This window comes from Micromonospora sp. RHAY321 (assembly GCF_023896955.1).
In the GTDB taxonomy this organism is placed as follows: domain Bacteria; phylum Actinomycetota; class Actinomycetes; order Mycobacteriales; family Micromonosporaceae; genus Micromonospora.
In genome coordinates this window covers 427,591-442,160 of record NZ_JAMHIW010000004.1, presented here as the reverse complement: position 1 = coordinate 442,160, position 14,570 = coordinate 427,591, and the positions used below count along the sequence as shown (strand labels likewise).

The 14,570-nt window shown below is 74.4% G+C and carries 15 protein-coding genes and 1 pseudogene; 9 read left to right on the top strand and 7 right to left on the bottom strand.

All coding sequences use genetic code 11. The annotated features are described in order from the left end of the window. The first annotated feature begins 5 nt into the window (after positions 1-5). The 7 genes from trmD to M8C17_RS13110 all read left to right on the top strand — a co-directional run bounded on the left by trmD (position 6) and on the right by M8C17_RS13110 (position 4,639). On the top strand, positions 6-779 hold the full coding sequence (trmD, locus tag M8C17_RS13140) for a tRNA (guanosine(37)-N1)-methyltransferase TrmD (RefSeq protein WP_252416710.1): 774 nt from the start codon (positions 6-8) through the stop codon (positions 777-779). 143 nt (positions 780-922) lie between these two features. Next, on the top strand, positions 923-1,279 hold the full coding sequence (gene rplS, locus M8C17_RS13135; RefSeq protein WP_007456548.1) for a 50S ribosomal protein L19: 357 nt from the start codon (positions 923-925) through the stop codon (positions 1,277-1,279). 181 nt (positions 1,280-1,460) lie between these two features. Beyond that, on the top strand, positions 1,461-2,330 hold the full coding sequence (gene lepB, locus M8C17_RS13130) for a signal peptidase I (RefSeq protein ID WP_252416709.1): 870 nt from the start codon (positions 1,461-1,463) through the stop codon (positions 2,328-2,330). A gap of 10 nt (positions 2,331-2,340) precedes the next feature. Beyond that, a complete protein-coding gene (gene lepB / locus M8C17_RS13125; RefSeq protein ID WP_252416708.1) occupies positions 2,341-2,976 on the top strand; it encodes a signal peptidase I in 636 nt (211 codons plus the stop codon). 48 nt (positions 2,977-3,024) lie between these two features. Continuing rightward, entirely contained in the window at positions 3,025-3,513 is a 489-nt protein-coding gene (locus M8C17_RS13120; protein ID WP_252416707.1) for an NUDIX hydrolase, read from the top strand. Beyond that, positions 3,507-4,319 (top strand): ribonuclease HII, encoded by an 813-nt coding sequence (locus M8C17_RS13115; protein WP_252416706.1) that lies wholly within the window; start codon positions 3,507-3,509, stop codon positions 4,317-4,319. The genes M8C17_RS13120 and M8C17_RS13115 overlap by 7 nt, the downstream gene beginning before the upstream one ends. After that, positions 4,316-4,639, top strand: coding sequence for a DUF2469 domain-containing protein (locus M8C17_RS13110; protein ID WP_007075222.1), 324 nt, complete (start codon positions 4,316-4,318; stop codon positions 4,637-4,639). The genes M8C17_RS13115 and M8C17_RS13110 overlap by 4 nt, the downstream gene beginning before the upstream one ends. 54 nt (positions 4,640-4,693) lie before the next feature. Here the strand turns inward: M8C17_RS13110 and M8C17_RS13105 are convergent, their stop codons facing one another. Together M8C17_RS13105 and M8C17_RS13100 are read right to left on the bottom strand one after the other, a co-directional pair. After that, complete coding sequence (locus M8C17_RS13105; RefSeq protein ID WP_252416705.1) at positions 4,694-5,872, bottom strand: sulfite oxidase; 1,179 nt, start codon at positions 5,870-5,872, stop codon at positions 4,694-4,696. A 71-nt stretch (positions 5,873-5,943) separates the two neighbouring features. After that, positions 5,944-6,576, bottom strand: a complete 633-nt coding sequence (locus M8C17_RS13100; protein WP_252416704.1) for a class I SAM-dependent methyltransferase family protein — start codon at positions 6,574-6,576, stop codon at positions 5,944-5,946. A 142-nt stretch (positions 6,577-6,718) separates the two neighbouring features. On the opposite strand from M8C17_RS13100, the gene M8C17_RS13095 reads away from it, so the two are divergent. After that, positions 6,719-7,387 carry a murein hydrolase activator EnvC gene (locus M8C17_RS13095; RefSeq protein ID WP_252416703.1) on the top strand — a complete coding sequence of 223 codons (669 nt, stop codon included), beginning with the start codon at positions 6,719-6,721 and terminating at the stop codon, positions 7,385-7,387. On the opposite strand, the gene M8C17_RS13090 is transcribed toward M8C17_RS13095, so the two are convergent. The 5 genes and pseudogenes from M8C17_RS13090 to M8C17_RS13070 all read right to left on the bottom strand — a co-directional run bounded on the left by M8C17_RS13090 (position 7,321) and on the right by M8C17_RS13070 (position 12,955). After that, positions 7,321-8,502 (bottom strand): aminotransferase class V-fold PLP-dependent enzyme, encoded by a 1,182-nt coding sequence (locus tag M8C17_RS13090; RefSeq protein WP_252416702.1) that lies wholly within the window; start codon positions 8,500-8,502, stop codon positions 7,321-7,323. The genes M8C17_RS13095 and M8C17_RS13090 overlap by 67 nt on opposite strands. 140 nt (positions 8,503-8,642) lie before the next feature. Beyond that, the gene (locus tag M8C17_RS13085; protein WP_252416790.1) at positions 8,643-9,695 is read right to left on the bottom strand and encodes a tyrosine recombinase XerC; all 1,053 of its coding nucleotides are present in this window, start codon (positions 9,693-9,695) and stop codon (positions 8,643-8,645) included. 96 nt (positions 9,696-9,791) lie between these two features. Further along, positions 9,792-11,117: pseudogene (locus tag M8C17_RS13080) on the bottom strand (DNA-processing protein DprA); the annotation flags it as partial. Beyond that, positions 11,027-12,547: a YifB family Mg chelatase-like AAA ATPase gene (locus M8C17_RS13075; RefSeq protein ID WP_252416701.1), complete on the bottom strand. Its 1,521-nt coding sequence runs from the start codon at positions 12,545-12,547 to the stop codon at positions 11,027-11,029. The gene M8C17_RS13075 and the pseudogene M8C17_RS13080, both read right to left, overlap by 91 nt. A gap of 48 nt (positions 12,548-12,595) precedes the next feature. After that, entirely contained in the window at positions 12,596-12,955 is a 360-nt protein-coding gene (locus tag M8C17_RS13070) for a YraN family protein (protein WP_252416700.1), read from the bottom strand. A 295-nt stretch (positions 12,956-13,250) separates the two neighbouring features. On the opposite strand from M8C17_RS13070, the gene M8C17_RS13065 reads away from it, so the two are divergent. Beyond that, the gene (locus M8C17_RS13065) at positions 13,251-14,444 is read left to right on the top strand and encodes a hypothetical protein (RefSeq protein WP_252416699.1); all 1,194 of its coding nucleotides are present in this window, start codon (positions 13,251-13,253) and stop codon (positions 14,442-14,444) included. The last annotated feature ends 126 nt before the right edge of the window (positions 14,445-14,570 follow it).

Genomic DNA, 14,570 nt, shown 5'->3' with positions numbered 1-14,570 from the left:
CCCGCATGCGCGTCGACGTCGTGTCGATCTTTCCGGAGTACTTCGCCCCGCTGGACCTGTCGTTGATCGGGCGTGCCCGGGCCAACGGCGTACTCCAGTTGGCCGTGCACGACCTGCGGACCTGGACCCACGACGTGCACCGCACGGTCGACGACACCCCCTACGGCGGCGGGCCGGGAATGGTGATGCGCCCCGAGCCGTGGGGTGAGGCGTTGGACGCGCTCGCGCCCGCGCAGGCCCCGCCGCCCCGGCTGGTGGTGCCCTCGCCGGCCGGTGTCCCGTTCACCCAGGCCATGGCGTACGAGCTGGCCGCCGAGCCGCACCTGCTCTTTGCCTGCGGCCGGTACGAGGGGATCGACCAGCGGGTGCTGACGCACGCCGCGACCCGGATGCCGGTCACCGAGGTGTCGCTCGGTGACTACGTGCTCTTCGGCGGCGAGGTGGCCGTCCTGGTGATCCTGGAGGCGGTCACGCGACTGCTGCCCGGGGTGCTCGGCAACGCCGGTTCGCTGGACGAGGAGTCGCACGCCCACGGGCTGCTGGAGGCGCCGATCTACACCAAGCCGCCGAGCTGGCGCGGGCACGAGGTGCCGGAGGTGCTCCGCTCCGGCGACCACGGCAAGATCGCCCGCTGGCGGCGCGAGGAGGGGCTGCTGCGTACCGCCGCCCGGCGCCCGGACCTGCTCGCCGCGCTGCCCGCCGATCAGCTCGACAAACGGGACATCGCGGCACTGGACCGGGCCGGATTTCAGTCACCCCCGGGGGATGTGGCAAAGTAGGGGGGTTGCCGCATCTGCCCGCGCCCGCGGGTGGCTGCGAGGATCACCGACCGGGGTCGGCCCGCCGACCGCCACCCGGGGATCAGAATCACCCACCCGCGCACCGAGTGACGGTGCGCCGTGAGCCTTACGAGGACGCAGCGATGAACATCCTGGACGCCCTTGACGCCCAGTCGAAGCGGACCGACCTTCCCGACTTCCGGGCCGGTGACACCGTCAAGGTGCACGCCCGCGTCGTCGAGGGCAACCGGTCCCGTGTCCAGATCTTCCAGGGCGTCGTCATCCGCCGCCAGGGTGACGGGCTGCGCGAGACCTTCTCGGTCCGCAAGGTCAGCTTCGGTGTCGGCGTCGAGCGGACCTACCCGCTCAACGGCCCGGGCATCGACCGGATCGAGATCGTGACCCGCGGTGACGTGCGCCGCGCCAAGCTGTACTACCTGCGCGAGCTGCGCGGCAAGAAGGCCAAGATCAAGGAGAAGCGGGAGAAGCAGCCCAGCTGACTTCCCGCTCGCCACGCCGCGTGCGCTGCGCGTATGCCGTACCGACCGGACCGCACTACCCTGGTCGTACGGGCGCAGCGAGGCGGCGGCCCCGCCCACGTGGCGGGCAGCCGTCCACAACCGCCCGTGGAGCCTCGACGAGGCTCCCGGGCGGTGGTGTTTCTGCGGACCGGGGAGTGGCGTGGTGCAGACGCTTGACGAGGACGGCACCGTCGATCCGTGGCGCCGTCGAGCGCGCCGTGCGCGCCGGCAGATGCCCCTCTGGCAGGAACTCCCGCTGCTGCTGGTCGTCGCGTTCTGCCTCGCGGTGCTGATCCGCACCTTCCTGCTCCAGGCATTCTTCATCCCGTCCGGCTCGATGGAGGACACCCTCCTGATCGGCGACCGGGTGCTGGTCAACAAGGTCGTCTACGACGTCCGTGACCCGCAGCGCGGCGAGGTGGTGGTCTTCCGGGGCACCGACCGCTGGGCGCCGCAGGTCGACGAGCAGCCGGAGCCGGGCTTCGTCGGCAAGCTCACCCGGACCGTCGGTGACCTGGTCGGGGTGAGCCGCCCCGGCGAGAAGGACTTCATCAAGCGGGTGATCGGCCTTCCCGGCGACCGGATCAAGTGCTGCGACAGCCAGGGCCGGGTCACCGTCAACGGCACCCCGCTCAACGAGTCGTACGTGCTGCGGGACTCCCCGCTCGACCTGCCGCCCAACCCGGGGGAGTGCCGCTCCCGGCGTTTCGACGAGGTGGTCGTGCCGCCCGGCCAGATCTTCGTGATGGGCGACCACCGCGAGGTCTCCCAGGATGCGCGCTGCCAGGGCCCGGTGCCGATCGACAACGTGGTCGGCAGGGCCTTCATGGTGGTCTGGCCGTCGTCCCGGTGGGACACGCTGCCGGTGCCGTCGACGTTCGACGACGTGTCCGCGCCGGCCACCGCCGCCCCCGGTGCGCCTCCGGTCCGGCCGACCCCGCAGGGCGGTGTGCTGCTGCTTCTCCCGTTGGTCGCCGCGCTGCGGGGTTCCCGCGCGTTCCGGACGGTGACGTCCGGTCCGGCAACGTAGGCTCCTTGGCGTGATTGACGAGCAGACCGACAAGCCCCGCAGCTCCTTCTGGAAGGAGCTGCCGATCCTGTTGGGTGTGGCGATCCTGGTCGCGGTGCTGGTCCGCGCCTTCGTGCTGCAGACCTTCTTCATCCCCTCCCCGTCCATGGAGAACACGCTCAAGATCGATGATCGGGTGCTGGTCAACAAGCTGGTCTACGACTTCCGGTCACCGCACCGCGGCGAGGTGATCGTGTTCAAGGCGCCGACGGAGTGGAGCGGCAACCCCGACGGCGAGGACTTCATCAAGAGGGTCATCGGCGTCGGCGGCGACCACGTGGTCTGCTGCGACCCGCAGGAGCGGCTGATGATCAACGGCAAGTCGCTCGACGAGCCGTACATCTTCTCGATGGACGGCGTCCGCGACAAGCCGGCCGACCAGGAGTTCGACATCACCGTGCCGAAGGGTCGGCTGTGGGTGATGGGCGACCACCGCTCCGCCTCCGGTGACTCGCTGGAGCACTGGCAGCAGTCCGGGCAGAACATCACCGAGGCCACGATCCCGGAGGGCGAGGTCGTCGGGCGGGCGTTCACCGTCTTCTGGCCGGTCGACCGGGCCACCTGGCTGACCGTGCCGGAGCAGTACGAGGGCATCCCGAAGCCGTAGTCCGACCGGGGCGTGGGCGATCCGCCGCCGGTCTGGCAGGCTGGGGCCGTGACCGTCTACACCCCTCGACGCGCGGCCCGCGTGCTGCTCGTCGACGCGGCCGGCCGGGTGCTGCTCTTTCACGGCTTCGACCCGGCCCGACCCGGGCACCACTACTGGTTCACGCCCGGGGGCGGACTGGACCCTGCGGAGGAGCCGGCGGCCGGCGCCGCCCGGGAGTTGGCCGAGGAGACCGGGTTGCGAATCGACCCGGCCGAGCTGGGCGAACCGGTCTGGTCCGACACGACCGAGTTCCCGTTCGACGGCCGGTGGTACCGCCAGGAGCAGGACTTCTTCCTGCTCCTGGTGCCGTCCTGGCAGGTCGACACGGCGGGCTTCGACGACATCGAGCAGCGCAGCATCGCCGGTCACCGCTGGTGGCCGCTGGACGAGCTGGCGGCCAGCGGCGAGCGGTACTACCCGCCCGACCTGCCCGCCCTGCTGACCCGCCTCCTGCCTCCGACCGCCGACGCCGCCCGGGACGAGGCGTCGTGCTGACCCCGCCGCGCACCGTCGTGCGCCGGGAGGCCGGGCTGTACGCGCTGGAGCGGGCGCTGCAGCGGCGCGGGTTCCGGCAGGTGGCCGGCGCCGACGAGGCCGGCCGGGGGGCGTGCGCCGGCCCGCTGGTGGCCGCCGCGGCGATCCTGCCCGAGGGGCGGCGCGGCGAGATCGAGGGGCTGGCCGACTCCAAGCTGCTGACCCCGGCCAGCCGGGAGCGGGTGTACGCGGAGGTCGTGGACCGGGCGCTGGCGTACGCCGTGGTGGTCATCCCGGCCGAGGAGGTCGACGCCCGAGGGCTGCACGTGTGCAACCTGGCCGCGATGCGCCGGGCTCTCGCCCTCCTCACGACCCGCCCGGAGTACGTGCTGACCGACGGCTTCGGCGTCGACGGCCTGGGCGTGCCGGGGCTGGCGGTGTGGAAGGGCGACCAGGTGGCCGCGTGCGTGGCGGCCGCCAGTGTGCTCGCCAAGGTCACCCGGGACCGGATCATGGTGGAGCTGGACGAGGTGTTCCCGGCGTACGGCTTCGCCGAGCACAAGGGCTACATCACCCCGGAGCACACCGCGGCGCTGCGGGAGCACGGGCCGTGCCGGGAGCACCGTTTCTCGTACGTCAATGTCGCGACGGTCTCCGGCCGTGACGGCCGGCCGCCGCGTGCCCGTCGGCCCGTCGGACCGGGCCCGGACGAGCCGATGGAGCGCTCCTCGGCGTCAGGGGGTACCGTCGGCGTGGCGTTGGGCGAGCAGCCTCGGCCTCCGGCGCCGGTGGGGGAAGATGTGGTCATGGAAGGCGGAGTGCGATGAGCGCGGAAGATCTCGAAAAGTACGAGACCGAGATGGAGCTGCAGCTCTACCGGGAGTACCGCGACATTGTCCGCCAGTTCTCCTACGTGGTGGAGACGGAACGCCGGTTCTACCTGGCCAACCAGGTCGACCTGCACGTGCGTAACTCCGACGGCGAGGTCTACTTCGAGGTCGAGATGCACGACGCCTGGGTGTGGGACATGTACCGTCCTGCCCGCTTCGTGAAGAACGTCCGAGTAATGACTTTCAAGGACGTCAACGTCGAAGAGCTGGAGAAGCCCGACATCTCGCTGCCCGCCGACTCCGGCTTCGGCGGCTGACCGTACCCGGCCCCACCACGGGCCCCCCACCCGTGGCGTAGCCCACGAGGCCGGTCACTCAACCGGCACCACGACCTCGACCCGCTGGACCAGGTTGTTGGCGAAGCCGCCACGGTTCCACGGCTGCTCGACCGGCTGGGTCCGCCCGGACGCGTCGGTCGCCCGCGCGCCGAGGACGTACCGGCCCGGCGTCGCGGTCCACTCGTGCCGCCACCGCCGCCAGGCGAACTCGCCGCCCACCGCCGGGTCCAGCTCGGCCGGCGCCCAGCTCGCCCCGCCGTCGGTGGTCACCTCCACGGCGACCACCGGCGCGTGCCCCGACCACGCCCGACCGTCCAGAGTGCACGGCCCCGGGCGCAGCACCCGGCGGCGGGACATGAAGTCCGGGAAGCCGGGTGGCCGGACCAGCGCGCGTGGCTCGATCCGGGTGACCGGCACGCCCGGGTCGTCGGCGTCGCGGCGCACCCGGTAGGCCACCGCGTTCTGGTAGCCCTCGAACGGCTCGGTCCGGACGTCCACCGAGTGGACCCACTTCACGTGCGCCATGCCGTACCAGCCCGGCACGATCAGCCGCAGCGGCGCACCGTGCTGCGGCAGCAGGGGAGCGCCGTTCATCTCGTACGCCAGCAGCACCTCCTCGCGCAGCGCGTCGGCGACCGGCAGCGCCCGCTGGTAGTCCTGCTCCACCCCACGCTCGACGCCGTGGTCGGCGCCGGTGAAGACCACGTCGACGGCGTCCGGCCCGAGGCCCGCCTCGCGCAACAGCGGCGCCAGCGGAGTGCCCGTCCACTCGGCGTTGCCGACCGCCTCGACCAGCCACGGCTGGCTGACCGGCCGCGGGTGCAGCAGAGCGCGACCGTTGCCGGCGCACTCCAGGGTGACCTGGTGGGTGACGCGAGGCCGCTCGCGCAGCTCGGCCAGGGTGACGGTCAGCGGCCGTTCCACGGCGCCGCCGATGCTCAGCGCGTGCGTGGCCGGGTCCAGCTCCGGGATGTCGTAGTGGATGAGCAGGTAGTGCAGCCCCGCCGGGGTGACGTCGTAGCGCAGCGCCTCCAGCGGGATGCCGTGGTTGCGGGCGGCGAGCTGCAACTCCTCGGCACTGATCGCCTCGTCCGGCTCGGCCAGCCGCGACGGGCCGCTCACGTCGGCCACCGTCGGCCCGCCGAGCGCCCCGCCGAACGGCGGACGGTCGTCCTGATCCGGCCCCGGCGTCCGGTCATCGACAGTGGTCACAGTGGCCTCCCCGGTCCGAACGGCGGCGTCACGCCGTACGCGGCCCAGCCTAGGCCCTTGCCAACGCGGGGTCAGCGGGCCAGGAAGCGGAACATCGTCACACCGGGCGGCAGCGGCCGGGGCCGGCCGAGCTGACGGTGCACGCCCACGCCCACCCGGTCCGCCGGGGTGCCCACCGCGACCTGTGCGAACCCCTCCTGCGTGAACCAGTCACAGATGGTGGGTACCAGATCGGGCGCCCGTCGGTGCCTGGTCCAGATCACCGTGCCGCCACTCGCGCACAGCGCGGCGCTGTGCCCGACGGTGGCACGCACGTCGGCGTCCGAGACGTTGCCGAACACGCCGCAGAGCAGCACCAGGTCGGCCGGAGCCAGATCGGCGTACGTGTCGGTCGCGGCCGCGTCGCCGACCACCACCTGCACGCCGGTGAGACCGGCCGCCTCGGCGGCGTCGACGGCAACCGTGACGTTGCGCGGGTCCAGCTCGACCAGACGGGCGGTCACGTCCTCGCGGCGCGGGTGCGTGGCGAGCACCGGGATCAGGTCCCGGCCCTGGCCGGCACAGGCACTGATCACGCGCAGCGGCCCGGCCGGTGCCCGGTCCAGGGCCGCCCGCACCTGCCCCTGCACCTCGACCAGGCGGGCCGCCAACGCCGACCCCGGCCGGTCATAGTCGTCGTGCCAGGCGAGCCAGTCCCGGTCCATCGGCCCAGCATAGGTAGCCTCGGGCGACCTCCGACATAGCAGATCGTCGACGGCTCCGGGTGGTTGTCCACAGCACCGCCGGTCATCCACAGCTTCGGCACTCGGGGTGGTGGGCGTGCCGGCGCGGTCGGAGGCTGCCCTCATGCGACCGCCACCCGCCCCGCGTACCGGCGCGATCCGCCGCACCCTGTTGCTCTGCGCCGCGTTGCCGCTCGCGCTCACCGTCCAGCTCTGCTGCCTCGCGGTGCTGGACGCGGCGCTGCTCGACCGTCCAGCGGCACCGGTCGTGCCGGTCGCGGTGGTCGCGCCGGTACCGGCGGATGGCGGGCCGGGGCGGTTCCGGTGGCCGCTCGACGGGCCGCCACGGCCGGTGCGCCGGTTCGACCCGCCGCCCCGGCCGTGGCTGGCCGGGCACCGCGGAGTGGACCTGGCGGCGCCGGCCGGAGCGGTGGTCCGCAGCGCCGGGCCGGGCACGGTGCTCTTCGCGGGCCTCGTCGCCGGCCGACCGGTGGTCACCGTGGGGCACGCCGGCGGCCTGCGGACCACCCACGAGCCGGTGCGACCGGCGGTACGCGCCGGCCAGCCGGTCACCGCCGGTGCACCGCTCGGCGAGCTGCTGCCCGGTCACCCGGGCTGCCCGGCCGTGGCCTGCCTGCACTGGGGGCTGCTGCGGGGCACCGAATACCTCGACCCGCTGGCACTGCTCGGCCTCGGGCCGGTCCGACTGCTGCCCGTCGGCGGGGGTCAGCGCTGGGCGAGCAGCGCCGGCAGCCTTACGGCCAGCCGTTCGTACTCGTCAGCGGTGTTGTAGACCTGACCGGCGAGCCGCAACCACCCTCGCCCGTTCCAACTCATCACCGCCACCTCGGCGGCCAGCCGCTCGCCGATCCGCGTCTGCAGCGCCCGCGCCGCGTCGATGGTGGTGGCGGTGCCGTCCGGCAGCGGAATGAGACGCAGAGCAACCGCCGGCCCGCCCGGGTCGGGCAGGTGAGCGGGCGGCACCCCCAGGGCGTCGCCCACCACCCGCTGGCCGTACGCGGCGAGCGCGGCGTTGTGCGCCCGCACCCGGTCGACGCCGAGACTGCGCAACGTGAACAAGCCCGCCGGAGCGGCCAGCCAGGACGTGTAGTCGAGGGTGGCCTGCCACTCGACCCGAGCCGGGAAGCCGGCCTCCTGCTCCCAGGAGACCACCAGCGGCTCGATCCGGTCCCGCCACTGCGCGGCCACCGCCAGCAGGGCGGTCCCGCGCGGGGCGTACGCCCACTTGTGCAGGTTGCCCGCCCAGAAGTCGGCGCCGATGCTGCTCACCGGGGTGGGCAGCATGCCCGGCGCGTGCGCGGCGTCCACCAGGACCGGCACGCCGTGTTCATGGGCCACCCCGACGATGGCTGCGGTCGGGAAGAGCCTGGCGGTCGCCGAGGTGAGCTGGTCGACGACGAGCAGACGGGTCCGCCCCGGGCGCAGGCCCGCGCGGATGATCTGCACGACCTGCTCGTCGGTCGCGGCCAGCGGGACCGGCAGCACCCGGCTGACGGCTCCCGTGCGGCGGCACTCCCGCTGGATGGCCAGGCTCACCGCGCCGTACCCGTGGTCGGTGCTGAGCACCTCGTCGCCGGATTGCAGGCCCAGCGACTGGAGCACCACGGCGACGCCCGTGGTGGTGTTGCCGACCAGGGCGCTGCCGTCCGGGTCCGCACCAAGGAACCCGGCGAGGTGCCGGCGGGTGTGCGCGATCCGGTCGACCAGCCCCTGCGTGAAGAAGCGCAGTGGGTTGGCCTCCATCTCGTCGCGCAGCCGCTGCTGGGCCCGCTGCACGCCGATCGGCACCGCCCCGAACGAGCCGTGGTTGAGGTGGCTGACCGCCGGGTCGAGGGAGAAGAGCAGGCGGGCGCCCGGGATCGGCTCAGGGGGCTGCGGGACGCTCACCCGATGATCGTAACCGTCGGTCGATCAACGCCCACCGGTTCGCCGACTGGGTGCGCGGGCGGCGACCAGCCCTTAGACGCCGCGGGCTCCGTGCGTGTCCCGCGCGTGCCGCCGCCTCGCGGCGGGCCGGCCCGCTCGGGTCAGGCGCGGGGGTGGGCCTGGCGGTAGGCGGCGCGCAGCCGCTCGACCGAGACGTGCGTGTAGATCTGGGTGCTCGCCAGCGACGAGTGGCCCAGCAGCTCCTGCACGGCACGCAGGTCCGCACCGCCCTCCAGGAGGTGCGTGGCGGCGGAGTGGCGCAGGCCGTGTGGACTGGTCGGGGGAAGGCCGGTGGCTTCGGCGTACCCGCCGACGATCTGGCGGGCGGTGGTCGGGTTGAGCCGGCCGCCCCGCGCGCCGAGCAGCAGGGCGTCACCCGAGCGGGTGCCCGCCAGCGCCGGCCGCCCTCGACGCAGCCAGTCGTCCAGTGCCCGCTGTGCGGGCACCCCGTACGGCACCGAACGTTCCCGGCCGCCCTTGCCGAACACCCGGATCACCCGGCGGCCGTGGTCGACGTCCCCGACGTCCAACCCGCAGGCCTCGCTGATCCGCACACCGGTGGCGTAGAGCAGCTCCAGCAGCACCCGGTCACGCAGTGGCAGCGCCTCGGCCGCCGCCTCCAGTGCGGTGCCGGGCCCCGCCGCGCTCGGCGTCGCCTCAGCCGGTGACGGCCCTGCCTGCGTCGGAGCAGTCGGTGGGTGACCCGTCGACACCGGGACCGGTAGCCGGCTCGGTGCTTCGACCAGGGCGGCGGCCTGATCGGCGCGCAGGACGGTGGGTAGCTCCCGGTGGGCACGAGGGCTGGCCAGCGCGGCGCCCACGTCGGCGGGGAGCAGGCCCGCCCGATGCGCCCACGTGCTGAACGCCCGCGCCGAAGCGGCTCGCCGTGCCAGTGACGTACGGGCGGCACCGGTGGTCCGCTGTCGGGCCAGCCAGCTACGCAGCATCGACAGGTCCAGCTCGGCCAGGTCGACGCAACCCATCCGGACGGCATGGTCGAGCAGGGAGACCAGGTCGGTGACGTACGCGCGGACGGTGTGCGCCGACCGGTTGCGAACCCGGGACAGGTGTTCGGCGAAGTCGTCGACCGCGTCGCGCAGCGCGGGCGGCAGCTCCTGGTGGGTGACCCGGGTGCTCCGGGCGGGCCGGCTCATCGACGCCGGACCGGTGGCGTCCCGGCCCGGCGACCGGCCCGCGTAAACCCGCTGACAGCTGGCACGGCACCAGCCTACGGCTGTGCGCTGTCCATCGCCGGCCGCGCCGCTGCCGGTGTCGTCGGCGTCCGGGGCGCTGGTCCGGGCGTCCCGCGTTTCGGGCGGGCGGGCGGGCGGGACGAGGGCGTAGCCGTCCTCGCGGCGCACCACCAGGGACAGCTCCTCCAGAAGGGACAGCTTGCGCAACGCGGTCCGCACGTCGACCCCGGCCCGGGAGGCGAGCCCGTCCACGCCCAGCGTGCCCCGGCGGGGCAGCGCCTCCAACAGCGACCGGGCGTCGTCGTCGAGCCCGTCGGCGGGCCGCTGCGGCCCCCGGGCCAACGGTGCCAGGTCGGCGCCGATCCGGCCCACCTCCTCGAGCACATGGCCCACCCCGGTGACCAGCCGGGCCTTGGGAAACTCGCGGAGCAGTTCGTGCGCGCCGACGGACATCGCCGAGGTCACCGGCCCGGGCACCACCATGGCCGCCCGGCCGGTGTAGATGGCCCGTCGAGCCGTCTGTGTCGCGCCGCTGCGCGCCGACGCCTCGACCACGACGGTGCCCAGGGTGCCGCCGGCGATCACCCGGTTGCGGATCAGGAACCGGGGCCGCAGCGGCTCGGCGCCGGGCGGCCACTCGCTGACCAGCAGGCCGGTGTCGGCGATCCGGTCGAAGAGCGCGGTGTTGCCCACCGGGTACGGCCGGTCCAGTCCGCAGGCCAGCACCGCGACGGTCAGCCCGCCGGCGTTGAGAGCGCCCCGGTGCGCGGCCGCGTCGATGCCGAACGCGCCACCGGAGACCACCGTCCAGTCCCGCTCGGCCAGCCCGTATCCCAGCTCGGTGGCGACGTGCTGGCCGTAGCCGGTGGCCGCCCGCGCCCCGACGACGGCCACCGAGCGTTCCAGCGCCTCGCCCAGGGGCCAGCCTCCGCGCACCCAGAAGCACAGTGGCGGCGCCGTCTCGCCGTCCACCCGTCTGGTGGTGTCCGGCAGTTGCAGCGTGGCCAGGCCGGCCACCCGGGTCGGCCACTCCTCGTCGTCCGGTGTGACCAGCCGGGCGCCGAGACGGTCCGCCCGGTCCAGCGCCTCGGCTGCCACCGCCCGGGCGTCGCCGGCGGCGGAGCGGGCGGCCACCGTGGTGTGCAGCCAGCCGTCCGGGCTGCCGCCGTCGAGCAGCAGGTCCAGCGTCGCCACCGGGCCCAGCCGCTCGACCAGACGGTGCACGGCGCGGGTGCCCGGCTCGGCCAGCCAGGTCAGTGCGACCCGGGCCAGCCTGTGCTCCTCGTCGCTGCTCACGTCGCCTCTCCTGTCCGTAGTTGGATCGCCTCCCGCACGTCGTCCTGGTCCGGGCGGTCCCGGCCGTCCAGATCCGCGATCGTCCAGGCCATCCGGATCACCCGATCGAAGCCACGTGCGGACAGCGAGCCCGAGTCGAGCCGTCCGCGCAGCTCGGCGGTGTCCCGGTTGGGCAGCCGCCAGGGCGGTCGGCGCAGGAGGGGCCCGTCCACCTCGGCGTTGAGTCGCCGCCCGAGGCCGGCCCAGCGAGCGGCCGCCGCCTGCCGGGCCACCAATACCCGTGCCGCGACCGTGGCCGAGGACTCGGCGTCGCTCGCGGCCGCCATCAGCTCCGCCGCCCGCACCGGCATCAGCCGCACCTGGACGTCGATCCGGTCGAGCAGTGGCCCGGAGAGCCGGCCCAGGTAGCGGCGGCGGACCAGCGGGGTGCACTCGCAGTGCGCGTCGCCGGCTGGCTTCGCGCACGGGCAGGGATTGGCGGCCAGCACCAGTTGTGTCCGGGCCGGATACTCGGTGGCGCCCCCGCTGCGGGCCAGTTGGACGCGGCCGTTCTCCAGCGGCTGGCGCAGCGCCTCCAGCGCGCCCTTGCTGAACTCCGGCGCCTCGTCCAGAAAGAGCACCCCACGGTGGGCCAGTGACACCGCGCCGGGCCGGGCCAGCCCCGAACCGCCACCGACCAGCGACGGCACTGTCGCCGTGTGGTGCGGTGCCTGCAGCGGTGGGCGGCGCAGCAGCCGGCCGCCCGGCGGCAGCAGCCCGGCGACCGAGTGCAGCGCGGTGACCTCCAGCGCGGCCTCGTCGTCCAGCTCCGGCAGGATCGACGGCAGTCGTTCGGCGAGCATCGTCTTGCCGGCGCCCGGTGGGCCGAGCAGCGCCACGTGGTGCCCGCCCGCAGCGGCCACCTCCAGGGCCCGTCGCCCCAACTGCTGCCCGGCGACCTCCGCCAGGTCCGGGCCACCGGTGACCGCGGTCGGGGTGTCCGGTGGGGGCTCGATCAGTGGGCTGCCGTCCCGGACGAAGGCGACCAGCCGGTGCAGCGTGTCGACCGCCCGCACCCGTACCCCGGGGATGACCGCGGCCTCGGCGGCGTTGCCGGCGGGGACGATCACCCGCCCGATGCCCGCCTGGGCGGCGGCGGCGACCATCGGCAGCACCCCGCGCACCGGCCGGACCGTCCCGTCCAGGCCCAGCTCGCCGAGGACCACCACCCCCTCCAGGGGAAGCAGCGGCAGTTCGCCCGACCCGCCCAGCAGCGCTGCCGCGATGGCCAGGTCGAACGCCGAGCCGAACTTCGGCAGCGTGGCCGGCAGCAGGTTGAGGGTGATCCGCCGGTTCGGCCAGCGCTGGCCGGAGTTGACCACGGCGGCCCGGACCCGGTCCCGGGCCTCGTGCAGGGCGGTGTCCGGCAGCCCGGAGATCACCACCGCCGGCAGGCCGGCGGCCAGGTCGGCCTCCACCTCGACAAGGTGACCGGTGACCCCGACCAGCCCCACGCAGAGCACCTTCGCGTAGCTCACGGCCCGTCACCGCCCGGCGTGCCCGTCCGACCTCGCGCGGCGCGCACCTCAGAAGGCGCCCTTCAGGTGGTCGACCCGGGCCGGGCCGGCGTCGGGCAGCCGGACCGACAGCACGTCGAACCGCACCTCGTCGGCCGTCGTCCCGGTCTCGGCCAGCCAGCGGGCGGCGAGCCCTCGCAGCCGGCGAGCCTTGGTCGGCACGATCGCCTCGGCCGGGGTGCCGAAGCTGTCGCCCCGGCGGGTCTTCACCTCGCAGAAGGCGAGCACCGGCCCGTCCCAGGCGATGATGTCGATCTCCCCGTCCGGGCAGCGCCAGTTCCGGGCGATGGGCCGCAGCCCCGCGCCGATCAGGTGCCGGGTCGCACAGCGCTCGCCGTACGCGCCGACCGCCTGGTTCCGCTTCGTCATGCCCGGCACGGTGCCTTCCGAGGCACGAGAACCGCGACCCTGGCGTCGGTCCGCTGTGGACAACCGGGGTCCTGTGGACGACCGAACGATCAAGCCCGACCTGTGCTAGCCACGCGCGGGGAACCGGCCACGATCGCCCGTGGTCAGGTGGCGGAACCCTGCTCCACGCGGCGTCGTCCACCACCCCGCTCGCGTGACCTGCCACACCGCCGCACCCGTCTGCGGGTCGGCGGCGGCGGTGGCCAGCGCCGGGGTGAGATGGCGCGGGCGCAGCCGGTCGCATACGGTGCCGGACGTGGACGGACGACGGAGCTTTCCGGAAGATCAGGAGTCGCGCTGGTATCCCGACGAGCGGGGTCGCGGCTACGGCGAGTCGGAGTGGCGTGGCGCGGGTGAGCCGCGGTACCGGGACAACGACGTTCCCGAGCAGCGCGGTGCCGGCGACGACCGCTACGGCGAGGACACCGCCGGCGGCAGGCGCCGGGAGTCTGCTCGGGCCGGCTCGACCGGGAGCGACCTGACGCCGCCGGAAAGCGACTCCGGCCGGTTCGCGGCCGTGCCCGACCGGCTCGGGGAGCCCGACTCCGGGCGCTTCGCCGCCGTGGACAGCGGTCGCTTCGGCACCCCGGAGCCCGACTCCGGTCGCTTCGCCGCAGTCGACAACGCCCGCTTCGGCACCCGCGAGCCGGACTCCGGGCGCTTCGGCGCCGTCGACGCCCAGGCTGGCCGTTTCGGCACGCCCGAGGGTGACTCGGGACGGTTCGGTGCGGTCGACCCGTTGACCGACCGGCCGGAACCCGACGCCTACCGGGCCGTCCGCTCGCGGCGGGCCGACCGCGACCCGTCCGAGGTCTCCGGTGAGCTGCCCGGTCGCCGGGCCGCCCGCGAGGCGTCGGCGGGCTCGCCGCTGACCGCAGGCCGGGAGTCGACCCCGCAGGTCGCCGCCCGGGAGACGCCCCTGGCCGGTTCCCGCGAGGCGACGCCCGCCGGAGAGGTGCCAGCCGCTGTGCTCGCCGACCAGACCCGTCCCGCCCCGCTCGGCGGGTACCCGATCGTCGAACCCGCCCGGAGTGGCGACCAGCCGCACCCGCTGGAGATGCCGACCGGCCCGATGACGCCGATCGGCCCTCGGGGCGGCGAGCTGCCGGTGGCAGGGGAGCCCTCGGCGTACCCGCCGGTGGCCGACGGCGTCTACCGGACCCGCCGCCCGGCGCTCGCCGTGCTCTTCGCCCTGCTGGTGCTGATCTTCGAGGTGCCGGCGTTGCGGGTGCTGCTGGCCGGGGTGACGGGCGATCCGCTCTCCGCCGGGAACGTGGTGGTGGGCATCGCCCTGGTCGCCGGGCTGCCGATCTTCGCAACCGGGCTGTACGGGCTACGAACCGGCGGTCTCGCGCTCTCCGACAGCGGTCGGGGCTGGCTGCGCCCGCCGACGGCCTACCTGACCGTCGGCCTGGTGCTCTTCATCGCCGCCGCGCTCGCCGCCGGCTGACCCGCGCGGGTCACGTTCGCACGCAGTAGTGCGGATCATGGGCGCCAGCAGCCCGCCGCGCACCCCGGGGCGGTCGGGCGGGTGAGGGGCGTACACTGGCCAACTGGCGACCGCCTTGCGCGGTCG

Coding starts and splice junctions, on each gene's coding strand:
- M8C17_RS13100 (WP_252416704.1), bottom strand. CDS start 6,576: ATGGACCGGGACTGGCTCGCCTGGCACGACGACTATGACCGGCCGGGG.
- M8C17_RS13095 (WP_252416703.1), top strand. CDS start 6,719: ATGCGACCGCCACCCGCCCCGCGTACCGGCGCGATCCGCCGCACCCTG.
- M8C17_RS13085 (WP_252416790.1), bottom strand. CDS start 9,695: ATGAGCCGGCCCGCCCGGAGCACCCGGGTCACCCACCAGGAGCTGCCG.
- rplS (WP_007456548.1), top strand. CDS start 923: ATGAACATCCTGGACGCCCTTGACGCCCAGTCGAAGCGGACCGACCTT.
- trmD (WP_252416710.1), top strand. CDS start 6: ATGCGCGTCGACGTCGTGTCGATCTTTCCGGAGTACTTCGCCCCGCTG.
- M8C17_RS13070 (WP_252416700.1), bottom strand. CDS start 12,955: ATGACGAAGCGGAACCAGGCGGTCGGCGCGTACGGCGAGCGCTGTGCG.
- M8C17_RS13110 (WP_007075222.1), top strand. CDS start 4,316: ATGAGCGCGGAAGATCTCGAAAAGTACGAGACCGAGATGGAGCTGCAG.